Source organism: uncultured Gemmiger sp. (assembly GCF_934561205.1).
In the GTDB taxonomy this organism is placed as follows: domain Bacteria; phylum Bacillota; class Clostridia; order Oscillospirales; family Ruminococcaceae; genus Gemmiger.
This window is the reverse complement of record NZ_CAKTFU010000009.1, coordinates 57,603-73,101: the sequence shown is the minus strand read 5'-3', so window position 1 is coordinate 73,101 and position 15,499 is coordinate 57,603. Positions and strand designations below refer to the sequence as shown.

The window sequence follows — 15,499 nt, the reverse complement described above, 5'->3', positions numbered from 1 at the left end:
GCAGCGGGAACACGGCGGTCGTATCAGCATTCCCAGCGGGCAGGGGACTGCCCGCCCTACAATCATGTTTTCGTTACTGCTCGGTAGAGCGGCCAGTCCTCTGGCCGCCGAACAACGCGGCGGCAGCCGCAGAACAAAAAACGCAGTCCCATGGCCGGGAACTGCGTTTTTTGCTGCCCGGCAACCTGCACAAAGGAACTGTGGTCACACTTGTACAAAATCACAACAAAAATTGTGCGGTCAGGTGGGTAGATTGCAAAGTGTGCGCCAAAAACAGCAGATTGTGTAAATTTTAAAATAAAGCGGCCAAAGCACAGTATAATAAAGCCAGCAAGATTTCGGGCCGTCGGAAACGCCCGAAGAAGAGGAGAAAAGCTTATGAAAACTGTCCTATGCGTTTTGCGGCGCATCCTGGCCGTTCTGCTGGCGCTGATTTTTGCGCTGCTGGGCGCGGCCTGTCTGATCGCAATACCGCTGTCCAACAACTACGCGGCCATGGTCAGCATGGCCAATGGACATTCCACCACCGCCAAGATCGGTGGCAGCGACCCGCAGTATTTTACCAGTGACTACCCATCCGCTGCGGCAGCAGAGGAGGCTTCAGCCCAGCTCTGCCGCGAGATCGAGCAAGAGGGCATGGTCCTGCTGCGCAACAATGACAGCGCCCTGCCCCTGGCCAAGGGCGCAAAAGTGACCCTGCTGGGCGAGAGCGCCGCTGACCTCGTCTACGGCGGCGCGGGTGCGGGCAGCGTGGATACCTCCACCGCGCCCACCCTGCGCCAGGCGCTGGAAAACGCGGGCTTCACCGTCAACCCTGTGCTGTGGGACTTCTACACCACCGGCGCAGGTGCAGCTTATAAAAAGGAAGTGCCCAGCGTCACGGGCCGGGGCCGCTTTGCAGCCAACGAGGCCCCGCAGAGTGCCTACACCCAGACCGAATTTGACAGCATGGCCGAATACAACGACGCGGCCATCATCGTCATCGGCCGCAGCGGCAGCGAGAGCGTCGACCTGTCCGTGGACTACCTCTCCTTCACCGAGGAGGAACGCAGCCTGATCGAGATGGCGCAGGGCCGCTTCGACAAAATTGTGCTTGTGCTGAACGTCACGAACCCCATCAACATGACCGAGATCGCTCGCTATGACATCGACGCCGTGCTGTGGGTCGGCGCGCTGGGGCAGGAGGGGGCTTACGCCGTGGGCGAGGCCCTGAACGGCACGGTCAACCCCAGCGGCCATCTGGTGGACACCTGGGCGGTTGACCCGGTGGGCAGCCCCGCTGCCGCCAACCTGGGCGACTACACCATCACCAACAGCAATGTGACCTCTGGCAACAAGTACATCGTCTACGCCGAGGGTATCTACGTCGGCTATCGCTACTATGAGACGCGCTATGAGGACGCCGTTCTCGGCCAGGGCAATGCGGGCGATTACGACTACGACGACCAGGTCGTCTATCCGTTCGGCTACGGCCTGAGCTACACCGATTTCACCTGGTCCGACTACAAAATGACCGAGACAGCCAACGGCTTTGCGCTGAACGTCACGGTCAAGAACACCGGCAGCGCCGCGGGCAAGGACGTTGTGCAGGCGTACCTGCAAAGTCCCTACACCAACTACGACAAAGCCAACGGTATTGAAAAGTCTGCCGTCGAGCTGGTCGGCTTTGCCAAGACCGACATTTTGCAGCCCGGCGAGAGCCAGACCGTCACCATCGACGTGGATAAGAGCACCCTCAAGGTGTTCGACGCCTACGGCGAGGGCACGTATATTGTGGAAGCAGGAGACTACTACCTGACCGCGGCTGCCAACGCCCACGCGGCTGCCAACAACATTCTGGCCGCCAAGGGGGCCGCGGTGGACGGCAGCGCCGACTTCACCGCCCTGTACACCCAGGCCGCCACGGACACTAAGACCTACGCAACCGCAGAGACGGGCGCGGCGGTCACGACGCTGATGTCCGATGCCGACATCAAGACCTATGACCCAGACTTTACGTACCTGAGCCGCAGCGACTGGACGGGCACCTGGCCCGCAACCTACCAGAACGGCAGCTGGGACGCCCCTGAAACCGTCCTCACCGCGCTGGAGATCACCCGCCCCGAGGACGAGAACGCGGAGATGCCCGCCTTTGACCAAACGGGCGACCTCAAGCTGTGCGACCTGATCGGTGCGGACTATGACGACACCCGGTGGGAAACGCTGCTGAGCCAGATGTCCAAAAAGGAGACTTACGACCTGATCCGCCACGCGGGCTACGGCACGATGGCCGTGCAGAGCGCGGGTGTGCCCGGCACCGTGCAAAAGGACGGCCCCGCGGGCATTTCCAGCACTCTGGCGGGCGGCAACCTGCACTGCATGGCCTATGAGCCCGCCGTCGTGCTGGCCTCTACCTACAATGTCGATCTGGCAAGCCGCCGCGGCAAGCTGGTGGGCGAGGACAGCCTTTCCAGCGGTGTGCAGGTCTGGTACGCCCCGGCCATGAACATCCACCGCACTGCCAACGCCGGCCGTAACTTTGAATATTACGCCGAGGACCCGTACATTTCCGGTGTGTTCGGCGCAGCCGAGACGGCAGGCTTCCAGAGCAAGGGCGGCATCGTCACCATCAAGCACTTTGCTTTCAACGATCAGGAGACGAACCGCATCGGTGGCGCAATGTTCGTCAACGAGCAGAGCGCCCGCCAGCTCTACCTCAAGCCCTTTGAAATGAGCATCGTCAACGGCGGTGCCGTCGGCATCATGAGCGGCATGAACCGTATCGGCTGCCGCTGGATCGGCGGGCACGCGGGCATCATGACGAACATCTTGCGCGGCGAGTGGGGCTACAAGGGCTTTGTCATTACCGACCAGACCTCGTTTGCCAGCTTCAATTACTGTGACATCCGCGAGGGCTTGCCCGCGGGCAACGACCTGTGGCTGAATACTGCCTACAATATGTGGGACCTGAAGGACGACGAGCTGACGCCCACCGTCATGCAGGCGGCCCGCACCGCAGCCCACCGCTATCTGTACGCGGTGGCCAACTCCAACGCCATGAACGGCGTCGACGCTGACACGGTGGTCAAGAATATCATCCCCACCTGGCAGTACGCCTATGTGGCGCTCGTTGTCTTTGCGGCGCTGATGTGGTTCTTCGGCTTCAAGGTTGTGCGCGCCCTGTGGGCCAGCAAGCGCTACCTTGCCAAGAAAGCCGAGCGCAAGGCGAAGAAGGCTGCTAAGGCTGCCAAGAAATGACCTTGGCAGGATGCACAACCAAATAAGACTGTATTTAGGCAAAATGCGCAGGTTTTTTTTCTGCGCATTTTGCTTTTTTGCGGATTATGCTTCAAAACCGGCAGGTTATGCAAAAAGTGACCCAAACGGGAATTTGCCTGCTACAATAGAATCAACACAAAAGCATGGGCCCGCTTTTGCGATGTTGAAGAGGAGAAACGCAAATGGCAAAGCAACCGAAAGTCCGCAAGCCGCATCCCGTACTGCACGGGATCGGGCTGGTACTGTCCGCGATCTTGTTAGTCGCGGCGCTGGCTGGCACCTATATGCTGTCCACGATGGCAACCATCATCGACAGCTTCATCGGCGCGCCCACCGGCAACTATTCCGAAACCGAGATCGCCGACACCAAGCTGAAGGCAGAAGCCCTGGCAGCCGAGGTCGAGGCCGAGGGTACCGTTCTGGTACAGAACAACGACAACACCCTGCCCCTGAGCGCCGACACCAAAAAGGTCAACGTGTTCGGCTGGGCATCCACCGCATGGCTGGGCGGCGGCTCCGGCTCCGGCGGCGTAAATGCCGTCAACACCGACCTGCTGGCTGCCCTGACTGCCTACGGCATTGAGTACAACACCGAGCTGACCGATATGTATAAGGACTTCCAGCCCGGTCGTGAATACGTCCGCACGCTGAACAGCCGCCCCGAACAGTCCGGTCGTCTGTATGAGCCGGACATTCAGAACACCGCCTACTACACCCCGACGATGCTGGATAACGCCAAGAACTACTCCGACACTGCCGTGGTCGTGATCGGACGTCTGGCGGGCGAGAGCAACGACGCCACCAAGCAGCAGTACAAGCGCACCGAAAAGGGCGGCGACATCGTGGTGGACGACACCCGCACGATGCTGGAGCTGACCACCGAGGAAGAAAATCTGCTGACCTACGTCGGCGCCAACTACAAAAACGTGGTCGTGCTGGTCAACTCCACCAACGTGATGAAGCTGGGTCAGCTGGAAACCATCCCCGGTGTGGATGCCTGCCTGATTGCCGGACTGTCCGGCTCAGAGGCTGCCTCGGTCATCCCCGCGGTGCTGTGGGGCGAGAAAGAGCCCAGCGGACGCACCGCCGACACCTGGGCCTATGATCTGACCACCGCCGCCAGCTATGCGAACGCCGGTCTTGAGGGCGTGGGCGCATACGCCGATGCCGAGGGTCTGTACCCGGCAGACGGCACCACCTGCGGCAACCTCGATGCCCCCTATGCCTACGAGCAGGTTTCCTATGTAGACTACGCCGAGGGCATTTACATCGGCTACAAATGGTACGAAACCGCCGACACCGAGGGCTATTGGAGCGACGTTTCCAACGAGTACGGCACCGGCTATGACGGCGTTGTGCAGTACCCCTTCGGCTACGGTCTTTCCTACACCAGCTTTGACTGGGACATCACCGATGCCTCCGCTGACGGCAGCACCCTGACTAAGGACGGCGATGTAACGGTAAAAGTGACCGTTACCAACACCGGCGACCGCGCGGGCAAGGATGTTGTGCAGCTGTACTACACTGCCCCGTATACTGCCGGAGAAATTGAGAAATCCAGCGTTGAGCTGGGCGCCTTTGCCAAGACCAAGGAGCTGCAGCCCGGCGAGAGCGAGGAGCTTACCCTGACCATCCCTGTGGAGAAGATGGCAAGCTACGATGCCTACGATGCCAACCATAACGGCTTTGCCGGCTATGAGCTGGATGCCGGCGACTATATCTTTACCGTGCGCCACGATGCCCACAACGTGGACGATGCCGAAAAGGCGACCCTGACCTGCACGCTGCCCGCCAATGTGCAGTATCCCACCGACAGTGTTTCCGGCAATGAGGTCGGCAACAAGTTTACCGGCAGCGATGCCATCGACGGCGTCAGCGTGGACGGCAGCGACTCTGCCCAGAACATCACCTATATGACCCGCGCCGACTTTGCGGGTACCTTCCCCAAGAGCTGCACCCCCAGCCGTGCCATGACCGACAACGTCAAGGCGCTGAACCTCTACACCGCCGATATGGCAAACGGCTACATCAGCGAAGCCGACGAAGCCATTACCACCGGTGCCAAGAACGGTCTGAAAATTGAAGAAAACGGCAAGACCACCGAGTTGGGCTATCAGTTAGGCTCGGACTTCAACGACCCGCAGTGGGATGCCCTGCTGGATCAGCTGACTGTGGACGAGATGGAAAACCTGTTCATCAACGCTTATGGCGGCTTGGCAGAACTCAAGAGCGTCGGCAAGGCGCGCAGCAAGGACGCAGACGGTCCTGCCCAGATCGGCGGCTTTACCGGAATGGGTGCCGGAACCGGCTTCCCCAGCTCCAGCACGCTGGCACAGACCTGGAATGCCGACCTTGCCCTGCAGGAGGGTCGCACCATCGGCACGCAGGCGCTGCAAAACGGCTATACCGGCTGGTACGCCCCTGCCACCAATATGCACCGCAGCCCCTTTAACGGACGTAACTACGAATATTATTCTGAGGACAGCCTGCTGTCGGGCGTGATCTGCGGCAATACCGTGCAGGGTGCCAACGACGCCGGTGTTTACACCTACGTCAAGCACTTTATCTGCAACGACGGCGAAAGCGGCATCTACCGTGATTCCGTTTACACCTGGATGACCGAGCAGACCCTGCGCGAAACCTACCTGCGCCCCTTCCGGATGCTGGTCGAGGATTACGACGCAGTCGGTCTGATGAGCAGCTACAACCGTATCGGCGCTGTCTGGGCAGGCGGCAGCGAAGCCTTGCTGACCGGTATCCTGCGCGATGAATGGGGCTTTGACGGCGCTGTCATCACTGACTACGCCGACCACCACAGCTTTATGAACGGCGACCAAGCCCTGCGCGCAGGCGGCAGCCTGTGGATGGCAGGCTTCACCAGCGGTGAACTGACCTGCGAAACCGGCTCCAACAGCTACAAGCAGGCTCTGCGCCGCGCCACCAAGGAAGCCCTGTATATGTACCTGCACGTCCGCGTGACCAACCGCGACTATACAGAAAGCATCGGCGATGCCACCGCGCTGCGCCATGACTTCAAGACCTCTGTGTTCGGCTGGCGTCACCTTGTTGCCCTGATCGACCTTGTCGCTGTGGCACTGTTTGCGTTGGCGATTCGCGGCGTTGTGCGCGATGTCAAGCTGCACAAAGCCCGCAAGGCTGAAAATAAGAACAACTAAGCTGATTTTCCCTAAAAGAAGGAGTGCGTCCCTGTGAAAAACACTGAAATCATTGCAAAACTGAATTTAGAGCAAAAATGTGCGCTGCTTTCGGGCGCGGGTACCTTTACCACCCGCGGTTACCAAAAGGCGGGCGTGCCTGTCATCACCCTGTCGGACGGCCCCAACGGCGTGCGCAAGCAGGCCGGGGCGGCGGATCATCTGGGGTTAAACCCCAGCGTACCCGCCACCTGCTTTCCCACGGCCGCCACGGTGGCGTGCAGCTGGGACCCCGCTTTGGGCGAGGAGATCGGGCGCGCCATGGGCGAGGAAGCCGCCGCGCAGGAGGTTTCCGTGCTGTTAGGACCGGGTCTGAACACCAAGCGCAGCCCCTTGTGCGGACGAAACTTTGAGTATTTTTCCGAAGATCCGTATCTTTCGGGCAAGATGGCAGCCGCCTATGTGCGGGGCATCCAGAGCGAGGGTATCGCCGCTTGCCCCAAGCACTTTGCCGCCAACAGCCAGGAACTGCGCCGCATGGCGTCCGACTCCGTGCTGGACGAGCGCACCCTGCGCGAGCTGTACCTGACCGGGTTTGAGATCGTGGTCAAGGAAAGCGCACCCAAAACCATTATGTCCAGCTACAATCTGGTCAACGGCACCTACGCCAACGAGAACGCCCACCTTTTGCAGGAGATCCTGCGCAAGGATTGGGGCTTCACCGGGGCTGTCGTGACCGACTGGGGCGGTTCCAACGACCACGCGCTGGGCGTGAAGAACGGCTCTACGCTGGAAATGCCCGCCCCGGGCGGCGATGCCGTGCGCGAGCTGCTGGCAGCCGTGCAAAGCGGCAAAATCACCGAGGCTGATGTGGACGCCCGTCTGGACGAGCTGCTGACGCTGGTGCTCGATACAAGCGCTGCCGTGCAAAAGCACAGCCGCAGCTTTGACGCCGATGCCCACCACGCGCTGGCACGCCGCGCCGCTGCCGAAAGCACGGTACTGCTGCAAAACGACGGCATCCTGCCGCTGGCTGCCGATACCAAGGTTGCCATCCTCGGTGATTTTGCCGAAACCCCGCGCTATCAGGGCGCAGGCTCCAGCGCTGTGAACTCCATCAAGGTCGATACCGTGCTGGAAAACCTTGCCCAAAGCGGCTTGCAGGTGCTGGGCTTTGCCTCCGGCTTTGACCGCCGCGGCAGGGCAGACGCTGCCAAAGAGGCAGAGGCTGTCGCGCTGGCGAAACAGGCGGACGTTGCCGTGCTGTTCCTGGGGTTGGATGAGATCAAAGAGAGCGAAGGTCTTGACCGCACCGATATGAAGCTGGCAGACAACCAGATCGCTCTGCTCAAAGCCGTGCAGCAAGCCAACCCCAACACCGTGGTGGTGCTGAACGCCGGTTCCTCGCTGGAAACCCCGTGGCTGACCCATTGCCGTGCCGTTGTGTACGGTGCCTTGGGCGGGCAGGCGGGTGCCGGGGCGGTGCTGGATGTGTTGACGGGCAAGCTGAACCCCTGCGGCAAGCTGGCGGAAACCTGGGCGAACCGCTACGAGGACACCCCTGCCAAGGACAACTTTGCCGGGGCAGGGCGCACCGTGCAGTACCGTGAGGGGCTGTACGTCGGCTACCGCTACTACCAAACCGCCGGTGTGCCGGTGGCGTTCCCGTTCGGTCACGGGCTGAGCTACACGAGCTTTGCGTATTCTGACTTAACGGCATCCGCCGACGGCGTGACCCTGACGGTGACCAACAACGGCACCCGCGAAGGTGCGGAGATCGTGCAGCTGTACGTTGCCAAGCCCGACGCGAAAATTTTCCGCCCCGCGCAGGAATTAAAGGGCTTTGCCAAGGTGCATTTGCAGCCCGGCGAAAGCCAAACCGTAACCATTCCGCTGGACGACAAGGCGTTCCGCTACTGGAACACCCAGACCAACCGCTGGGAAGTTGAGGGCGGGCAGTATGAGCTGCGCGTCGGTGCATCCAGCGCCGATATCCGCCTGACTGCCGCTGTGGACATTGCCGGTACCGATGCCCCCGACCCCTATGCGGGCAAAACGCTGCCGCACTACAGAACCGGCAGCGTGCAGAACGTACCCGACGCCGAGTGGGAAGCTCTGCTGGGACACGCCATCCCGCAGGACAAAATCAAAATTGACCGCAATATGACGCTGGGCGAGCTGAACCACAGCCGCAGCCCGCTGGGCTGGCTGATTTGGGCGGTGCTGACTGCCCTGCTGAACGCCAGCTATAAAAAGGGCAAGCCGGATCTGAACATTCTGTTCCAGTACAATATGCCGCTGCGCGCCCTTGCCAAAATGACGGGCGGCGCCATCAGTATGGGTATGGTGGACGGTATCGTTATGGAATTGCAGGGCTTTTGGATCATCGGCTTGGTGCGGGTCATCTATGAAGCCGTCAAAAATCAAATTCTGAACGCACAGATGGAACGCCGTCTGCGCGGGGTCTGAGGGGAGATTACTTATGCAGTTTTGGAATACCTTTGCGGAAAAGCACCCCGCCGCCGCCAAATGGGTGCGTGAGGGCGGACTTTTCGTCATCGTGTCAAACCTGATCACCGTGTTCAAATACCTGCTGCTGCAATTTTTGCCCAAGGCATTTGCCGGGCTGCCTGTCGTGGATTTCGGCTGGCCGGGCATCCCTGTCACACTGTTTGGCGAAACCTTTCAGTGGAACATTCTCGGCTATGATGCCGCCCACGGCGGTTTGCCGTACTTCTGCGCGTATATGATCGCCATGGTCATCGGCGAGTGCATCAATTTCCCGATCCAGCGCAATTTTGTGTTCCGCAGCAAGGGGAATCTGGGCAAGCAGATCGCATGGTATGTTCTGGCGTTCTGCATCATCACCTGCATCGTCAACTCCATCAACTGTGTGTGGGTTGCCGTGGCGGGGCTGCTGGTGCCGGACTTTATCTACAACATCGGCACCACGGTGCTGAACGGCGGTATCTCGATGGTGATTTTCTTCTTTGTCAATAAAATCATCTTCCCGGAAAGCAAAAACTGATACAAAAAGTCCCTGCAGGAATTCCTGCAGGGACTTTTTTAGAATACATCTATTATGGTTTTTTTCGTATAAACCAGGAAATCAGCATGGCGGCATATCCCAACAAGGCATAGGCCGCTGCATAGAAAAGAAATGCCGTTTCGCCCGCGTCCAAAAACAACCAGGCACCGAGCAAAAAGAAAACCGCCGGAAAAATCGGCAAGCTCCAAAGCCTTTGTGGGTCCCGCCCGGCATACACCCCGATGCAAGCGGAAAACAGCGGGTCTGCGAGAAAAAACAACGCAAGACATACTGCCATCCCGCTATCCGCATTTACAAAGCGGACTGCCAGTGCGGGCAGCATCAGCATAACGGCGGCAGAGGCAAATAGCCAAGGGACAAGTTTTTTCATGGTACGCTCCTTTCCGAGGTCGAAAGAGATTTTTCCTATCTGGAGTAGGTCATGCCCCGTCTCTTCGGACGATATGCGCTCCTCCCAATACCCATTTTTATATGTGAATTTGAAAATTCCCAAACGAGAAAATGCCGTTTCCCTGCCGGAGTTTCCCACTTTGCTCCAGCTGCGAAAATCCGGCTTCGATATCTGCCGCCAGCGAAACAGGGACATCCAACTGATGATGTCCGGGCAAAATCCTGCAAATATCGTAGAAGCGTATTTTCTGTACGGATTGATAGAATTGCTGCGGGTCGGTGGAGGGATAAAAGGCGTCCAGGCAGCCCTTGTACACCAAATCCCCGGAATACAGATACTTTCGCTCCGGCTCGTAAAAGCAGCAATGCCCGGGGGAGTGTCCCGGTGTATGGATGACCTCGATTTCCCGCCCGCCCAAATCCAAGCGGTCACCGTCATGCAGGATCCTTTGCGGCACACCCTGAAAGATCCGATACGCATCCAAGGAAAACTCCGGCGGGAAATCGCAGGGGAGTCTTGTCAGATTTTTCTTGACAACGGGCAGCGGTAGCGGGAACTCATCGGACAACCACTGCTTTTCAGCCTCGTGAACGCCGATAGAATCAAAGTACTTGTGCCCGCCGATGTGATCCCAATGCGCGTGTGTTGTAATCACCTCAATCGGCAGCGGCGTCAAACGATCCACAACTCTTTTTATGTCGGAAACGCCCAGCCCGGTGTCTATCAGAACGGCTTTTTCCTGCCCGCATAGCAGGTAGCAGTGTGTTTCCTCCCAATGCTTGTATTCGCTGATGGCAAATGTCTGCGAATCCACCTGTTCCACGGTAAACCATGTATTCATAAAAGGATTCACAACCCTTACAATTTTTCACAGACCTATGACAAGGTCATCGCCGGTATTCCCGCGGGGTCATACCGAAATGCGCCTTGAATGCGCGGTTAAAATACGAAAGATTCTCAAACCCGCACTGCCCGGCAATATTCAAGATGGTATCGTCGGTGGCGTGCAGCGCTTCGGCGGCGGCGTTCAGGCGGTATTCCTTCAAAAAGGTAATAAAGCTCTGCCCGGTCATCTGCCGGAACCACCGCATAAAGTGGCTGGGGCTGCATTGGCACAGCGCGGCGGCATCCGCGATGCAAAGCGGCTCACTGTAATGCGCCGAAAGCCACTGCAATACGCCTTTCAGCCGCTGGGTGCTGGCAGTTTCGGCAGGGGGCAGGGCCTGCCCCTGTGCGATCAGCAGCGCCAAAAACCGCAGCAGCGCGCCCTTTATGCGCAGTTCATAGCCGGGGCGGCGGCTGCGGTTGGCGTCCTCTGCCTCCTGCAGGCAAGCTGCCGCCTCGGCGTAGCCCGCATCAGCGGGGGAGAGCCGTTCCGGCAGCGCAAGGCGTCCGCTTTGCAGCGGCAGCAGGTATCTTTCCGCGCAAAGATCCTCCGCCCCGCCCAAAAGCTCCAAATCAAAAATGATATTTTCGTACTCCATGGTGCAGTTTTCCGCTTGGCGTATGGCGTGCAGCGTACCCGGTGTCAGCACAAAAATATCCCCGCTTTGCGCCGGATACACCTGCGCCCCGGTCTGCACAAGCCCGGCGCCGCGCTTTATGTAGATCAGTTCCATGCTGTCCTGCCAGTGGACCGCCACCTGCCGGAAATCCCCCGGTATCGTGCAAGGGTAAATATTGAACGGGAACCGCACCGCGCCGTGGTGCTTGGTTTCCTGCAAGGCAGACTGGTTTTTCATACTTTCGTTCCTCCGTTGCCCCTGAATGATAGTATTGTACCATATTTTGCAGGAAATGCGCAAGTTTTTTCTCTTTTTGTGTGGTATACCTTAGGTAATGGATGGGACATCCGGTCGTAACAGTAAAGGAGGACTTTTTATGAACTTTACCGAACTGCTGCAAGGATACACCGGCAAGCCGCTGGCTGACTGCACGAACCAGGAACTGTATCTGGCGCTGCTGGAGCTTGTGCGCCAAAAGAGCGCGGGCAAGGTGCAGCCCGTCACGGGACGCAAGCTGTACTACATCAGCGCCGAATTTTTGATCGGCAAGCTGCTGTCCAACAACCTCATCAATCTGGGTCTGTACGATGACGCCCGCGCCGCGCTGGAAGCCGCCGGCAAGAACCTGTCTGACATTGAGGAAGTCGAGCCGGAGCCTTCCCTGGGCAATGGCGGTCTGGGTCGTCTGGCTGCCTGCTTCCTGGATTCGCTGGCAACACTCGGTCTGCCGGGCGACGGCGTGGGGCTGCGCTACCACTTTGGTCTGTTCCGTCAGAGCTTTGAAAACGGCTTGCAGAACGAAAAGCCCGACCCGTGGCTTACCGCCCACAGCTGGGCAGAGAAAACCGACATCACCTACCCGGTGGAGCTGGCAGGCAAGACTTACAACGCCCGCCTGTACAAGCTGGCAGTCACCGGTTACGGCGCGCGCACCAACACGCTGAACCTGTTTGATCTGGACACCATTGACGAGAGCATTGTAAAGGACGGCATTTCCTTTGACAAGACCGTCATCGACAAGAACCTGACGCTGTTCCTGTACCCCGATGATTCCGACGAAGCAGGGCGTCGTCTGCGCGTCTACCAGCAGTATCTGATGGTTTCTGCCGGTGCGCAGCTGATTTTGGCGGAATGTGCCGCCCGCGGCTGCAACTACCACGACCTGGCGGATTACGCCGCCATTCAGATCAACGACACCCACCCCAGTATGGTCATCCCGGAATTGATTCGTCTGCTGGGCGAAAAGGGCATCGAATTTGACGAGGCTGTCGAGATCGTCACCAAGACCTGCGCCTACACAAACCACACCATTCTGGCGGAAGCGCTGGAAAAGTGGCCGCGCGCCTATCTGGACGCCGTGGTGCCGCAGCTGATGCCCATCATCGAAAAGCTGGACGAGCTGGCACGCACCCGCACCGAGGACGAAAGCCTTGCCATCATCGACAAGGATGACCGCGTGCATATGGCGCATATGGACATCCACTTTACCCATTCCACCAACGGCGTGGCGGCGCTGCACACCGAGATCCTGAAAAATTCCGAGCTGCACGGTTTTTACCTGCTGTACCCGGAAAAGTTCAACAACAAGACCAACGGCATCACCTTCCGCCGCTGGCTGCTGGAATGTGACCCCCGCCTGACCGAGGTGCTGGAAAAGTATATCGGCTCCGGCTTCCGCAAGGATGCCGCCGAGCTGGAAAAGCTGCTGGCCTTTGCCGATGACGAGAGCGTGCTGGACGAGCTGACCGCCGTTAAATCCGCGAACAAACAGGCGCTGGCGGATTGGCTGCTGCACACCCAGAATGTCAAGGTCAACACGCAGGCGGTGTTTGACATCCAGTCCAAGCGCCTGCACGAGTACAAGCGCCAGCAGCTGAACCTCTTGTACCTCATCCACCAGTATTACGAAATCAAGGCAGGGCATCTGCCCGCCGTGCCGCTGGTCAGCATTTTCGGTGCCAAGGCGGCGCCCGCGTACACCATCGCCAAGGATATCATCCACGCACTGCTGACCTTCTCCAAGGTCATTGCGCAGGACCCCGAGGTGTCCCCGTGGCTGCAGGTCGTCTTTGTGGAAAATTACAACGTGACAGCGGCAGAAAAGCTGATCCCTGCCTGCGATCTGTCCGAGCAGATCAGCCTTGCCTCCAAGGAAGCATCCGGCACCGGCAATATGAAATTTATGCTCAACGGTGCGCTGACCCTCGGCACGATGGACGGCGCCAACGTCGAAATCAGCCAGCAGGTCGGGCCGGAGAATCTGTATATCTTCGGGCAGACCTCCGACCAGGTCATCCACCGCTACGATGCAGGGGACTACGTTGCCGCGCAGTGGTATGAGGGCGACCCCAACATCCGCCGCGCCGTGGACTTCCTGACCGGCCCGCAGATGCTGGCAGCCGGGCAGCAGGAAAACCTGCAGCGCCTGCAAAACGAGCTGATCCACAAGGATTGGTTCCAGACGCTGCCGGACTTCAACGCCTATGTGGTGCGCAAGGGGCAGGCCCTCAGCGACTACGCTTGCGACCCGATGGGCTGGCGCCGCAAGTGCCTTGTCAACATCGCCAAGGCAGGGTTCTTCTCCAGCGACCGCACCATTGCGGAATATGACCGCGACATCTGGCATTTGGGGAAATAACGGTATAGAGCCGTGTGGGATTTAGAATAAAACAGCAAAGAAGGCACCGCCGATGGGCGGTGCCTTCTTTGCGCAGGTTGTCCAAAAGTCAGCCGCATTTTTGTGGCGAAAAGGCGAAAAAGCAGGTGCGTGTCGGGGGTTTATTTACGAAACCTGTCGGAAGTGTTATACTTGATAAAAAGTGTTTTACGGAAAGGAAACCTTAGTATGAAGTACGATTTCACCTCCCTTATGGATCGCCACGGCAAGGACGCCATCGCCGTGGACGGTCTGGGTACCGGCTTTGCCCCGGATCGTCCCAAGGACGGCTTTGACGTTATCCCTATGTGGGTGGCGGATATGAATTTTCCCACCGTCCCCACCATCCCGCAGGCGATCATCGAAAGAGCCAAGCACCCGGCGTTCGGCTACTTTAAGCCGACGGACGAATATTATGACTCCATCATACGCTGGCAGGAAACCCGCAACGGCGTGACCGGCTTGACCAAGGAAGATATCGGCTACGAAAACGGCGTTCTGGGCGGCGTGATCTCGGCGTTGACCGCGTTTGCCGCGCCCGGCGACGGCGTGCTGCTGCACAGCCCCACCTACATCGGCTTTACTATGAGCATCCAAAACAACGGCTACAAAATCGTCCACAGCCCGCTGAAAAAGGACGAAAACGGCGTATGGCGTATGGATTACGAGGATATGGACGCCAAGCTGAAAGCCGAAAACATCCATGTGGCGGTATTTTGCAGCCCGCACAACCCCTGCGGGCGCGTTTGGGAACGATGGGAGCTGGAGAAGGCGATGGAGGTCTACCGGGCAAACGACTGCCTTGTGATTTCCGATGAAATTTGGTCTGATATTCTTTTGAACGGGCATACGCATACCCCGACCCAGTCGGTTTCTGACTGGGCGCGGCAGCATACCGTGGCGGTCTATGCACCCAGCAAGACTTTCAACTTGGCGGGGCTTGTGGGCAGCTACCACATTATTTATAATAAGTACCTGCGCGACCGCGTTGTTGCCAAAAGCTCCAAGCCGCATTACAACGATATGAACGTGCTGTCCATGCACGCCTTGATCGGTGCCTACCGCCCCGAGGGCTATGAATGGGTGGACGAACTGAATCAGGTATTGTCCGGCAATGTGAACTTTGCGTGCGACTATATTCAGCAGCATTTCAAGGGCGTTGCGGTCAGCAAGCCGCAGGGAACCTATATGCTGTTTTTGGATTGCACCGAATGGTGCGAAACGCACGGCAAGACCATTGACGAGGTGCAAAAGGCCGGCTGGGATGTCGGCGTGGCGTGGCAGGACGGGCGGATGTTCCACGGTCCGTGCGCCATCCGTATGAACCTGGCACTGCCGCTGAGCCGCGTGCAGGAAGCCTTTGCCCGGCTGGATAAGTATGTATTCAACGCCTGATTTTCTATAAACCCCAAGGCATTGCCTTTTGTGTGCCTTGCAAGCATGAAAGAAGCCCGGCATCGCGTGTTTAACGTGATGCCGGGCTTT

General features: G+C 58.6%; 9 protein-coding genes. 6 read left to right on the top strand and 3 right to left on the bottom strand.

What is annotated here, in order from left to right; translation table 11 throughout:
• Positions 1-378 precede the first annotated feature (378 nt).
• From Q0I19_RS07265 to Q0I19_RS07250, 4 genes are all read left to right on the top strand, one after another.
• On the top strand, positions 379-3,237 hold the full coding sequence (locus Q0I19_RS07265; RefSeq protein ID WP_294760727.1) for a glycoside hydrolase family 3 C-terminal domain-containing protein: 2,859 nt from the start codon (positions 379-381) through the stop codon (positions 3,235-3,237).
• A 203-nt stretch (positions 3,238-3,440) separates the two neighbouring features.
• A complete protein-coding gene (locus Q0I19_RS07260) occupies positions 3,441-6,434 on the top strand; it encodes a glycoside hydrolase family 3 protein (RefSeq protein ID WP_294760728.1) in 2,994 nt (997 codons plus the stop codon).
• A gap of 33 nt (positions 6,435-6,467) precedes the next feature.
• Entirely contained in the window at positions 6,468-8,882 is a 2,415-nt protein-coding gene (locus tag Q0I19_RS07255) for a glycoside hydrolase family 3 C-terminal domain-containing protein (RefSeq protein ID WP_294760729.1), read from the top strand.
• Positions 8,883-8,895: 13 nt separating this feature from the next.
• Positions 8,896-9,441, top strand: a complete 546-nt coding sequence (locus Q0I19_RS07250) for a GtrA family protein (protein WP_294760730.1) — start codon at positions 8,896-8,898, stop codon at positions 9,439-9,441.
• Positions 9,442-9,493: 52 nt separating this feature from the next.
• Here the strand turns inward: Q0I19_RS07250 and Q0I19_RS07245 are convergent, their stop codons facing one another.
• The 3 genes from Q0I19_RS07245 to Q0I19_RS07235 all read right to left on the bottom strand — a co-directional run bounded on the left by Q0I19_RS07245 (position 9,494) and on the right by Q0I19_RS07235 (position 11,595).
• Positions 9,494-9,832, bottom strand: a complete 339-nt coding sequence (locus Q0I19_RS07245; RefSeq protein ID WP_294760731.1) for a hypothetical protein — start codon at positions 9,830-9,832, stop codon at positions 9,494-9,496.
• Positions 9,833-9,929: 97 nt separating this feature from the next.
• The gene (locus Q0I19_RS07240; protein ID WP_294760732.1) at positions 9,930-10,694 is read right to left on the bottom strand and encodes an MBL fold metallo-hydrolase; all 765 of its coding nucleotides are present in this window, start codon (positions 10,692-10,694) and stop codon (positions 9,930-9,932) included.
• A 46-nt stretch (positions 10,695-10,740) separates the two neighbouring features.
• On the bottom strand, positions 10,741-11,595 hold the full coding sequence (locus Q0I19_RS07235; protein WP_294760733.1) for an AraC family transcriptional regulator: 855 nt from the start codon (positions 11,593-11,595) through the stop codon (positions 10,741-10,743).
• A 139-nt stretch (positions 11,596-11,734) separates the two neighbouring features.
• On the opposite strand from Q0I19_RS07235, the gene Q0I19_RS07230 reads away from it, so the two are divergent.
• Together Q0I19_RS07230 and Q0I19_RS07225 are read left to right on the top strand one after the other, a co-directional pair.
• Positions 11,735-13,996 carry a glycogen/starch/alpha-glucan phosphorylase gene (locus Q0I19_RS07230; RefSeq protein ID WP_294760735.1) on the top strand — a complete coding sequence of 754 codons (2,262 nt, stop codon included), beginning with the start codon at positions 11,735-11,737 and terminating at the stop codon, positions 13,994-13,996.
• Between the two features lie 207 nt (positions 13,997-14,203).
• On the top strand, positions 14,204-15,409 hold the full coding sequence (locus tag Q0I19_RS07225; protein ID WP_294760736.1) for an aminotransferase class I/II-fold pyridoxal phosphate-dependent enzyme: 1,206 nt from the start codon (positions 14,204-14,206) through the stop codon (positions 15,407-15,409).
• Positions 15,410-15,499 lie beyond the last annotated feature (90 nt).

What these genes read in the sequence shown, in the direction of transcription:
- Q0I19_RS07245 (WP_294760731.1), bottom strand. Translation starts at nt 9,832, where the DNA reads ATGAAAAAACTTGTCCCTTGGCTATTTGCCTCTGCCGCCGTTATGCTG.
- Q0I19_RS07260 (WP_294760728.1), top strand. Translation starts at nt 3,441, where the DNA reads ATGGCAAAGCAACCGAAAGTCCGCAAGCCGCATCCCGTACTGCACGGG.
- Q0I19_RS07265 (WP_294760727.1), top strand. Translation starts at nt 379, where the DNA reads ATGAAAACTGTCCTATGCGTTTTGCGGCGCATCCTGGCCGTTCTGCTG.
- Q0I19_RS07240 (WP_294760732.1), bottom strand. Translation starts at nt 10,694, where the DNA reads ATGAATACATGGTTTACCGTGGAACAGGTGGATTCGCAGACATTTGCC.
- Q0I19_RS07225 (WP_294760736.1), top strand. Translation starts at nt 14,204, where the DNA reads ATGAAGTACGATTTCACCTCCCTTATGGATCGCCACGGCAAGGACGCC.
- Q0I19_RS07250 (WP_294760730.1), top strand. Translation starts at nt 8,896, where the DNA reads ATGCAGTTTTGGAATACCTTTGCGGAAAAGCACCCCGCCGCCGCCAAA.
- Q0I19_RS07235 (WP_294760733.1), bottom strand. Translation starts at nt 11,595, where the DNA reads ATGAAAAACCAGTCTGCCTTGCAGGAAACCAAGCACCACGGCGCGGTG.
- Q0I19_RS07230 (WP_294760735.1), top strand. Translation starts at nt 11,735, where the DNA reads ATGAACTTTACCGAACTGCTGCAAGGATACACCGGCAAGCCGCTGGCT.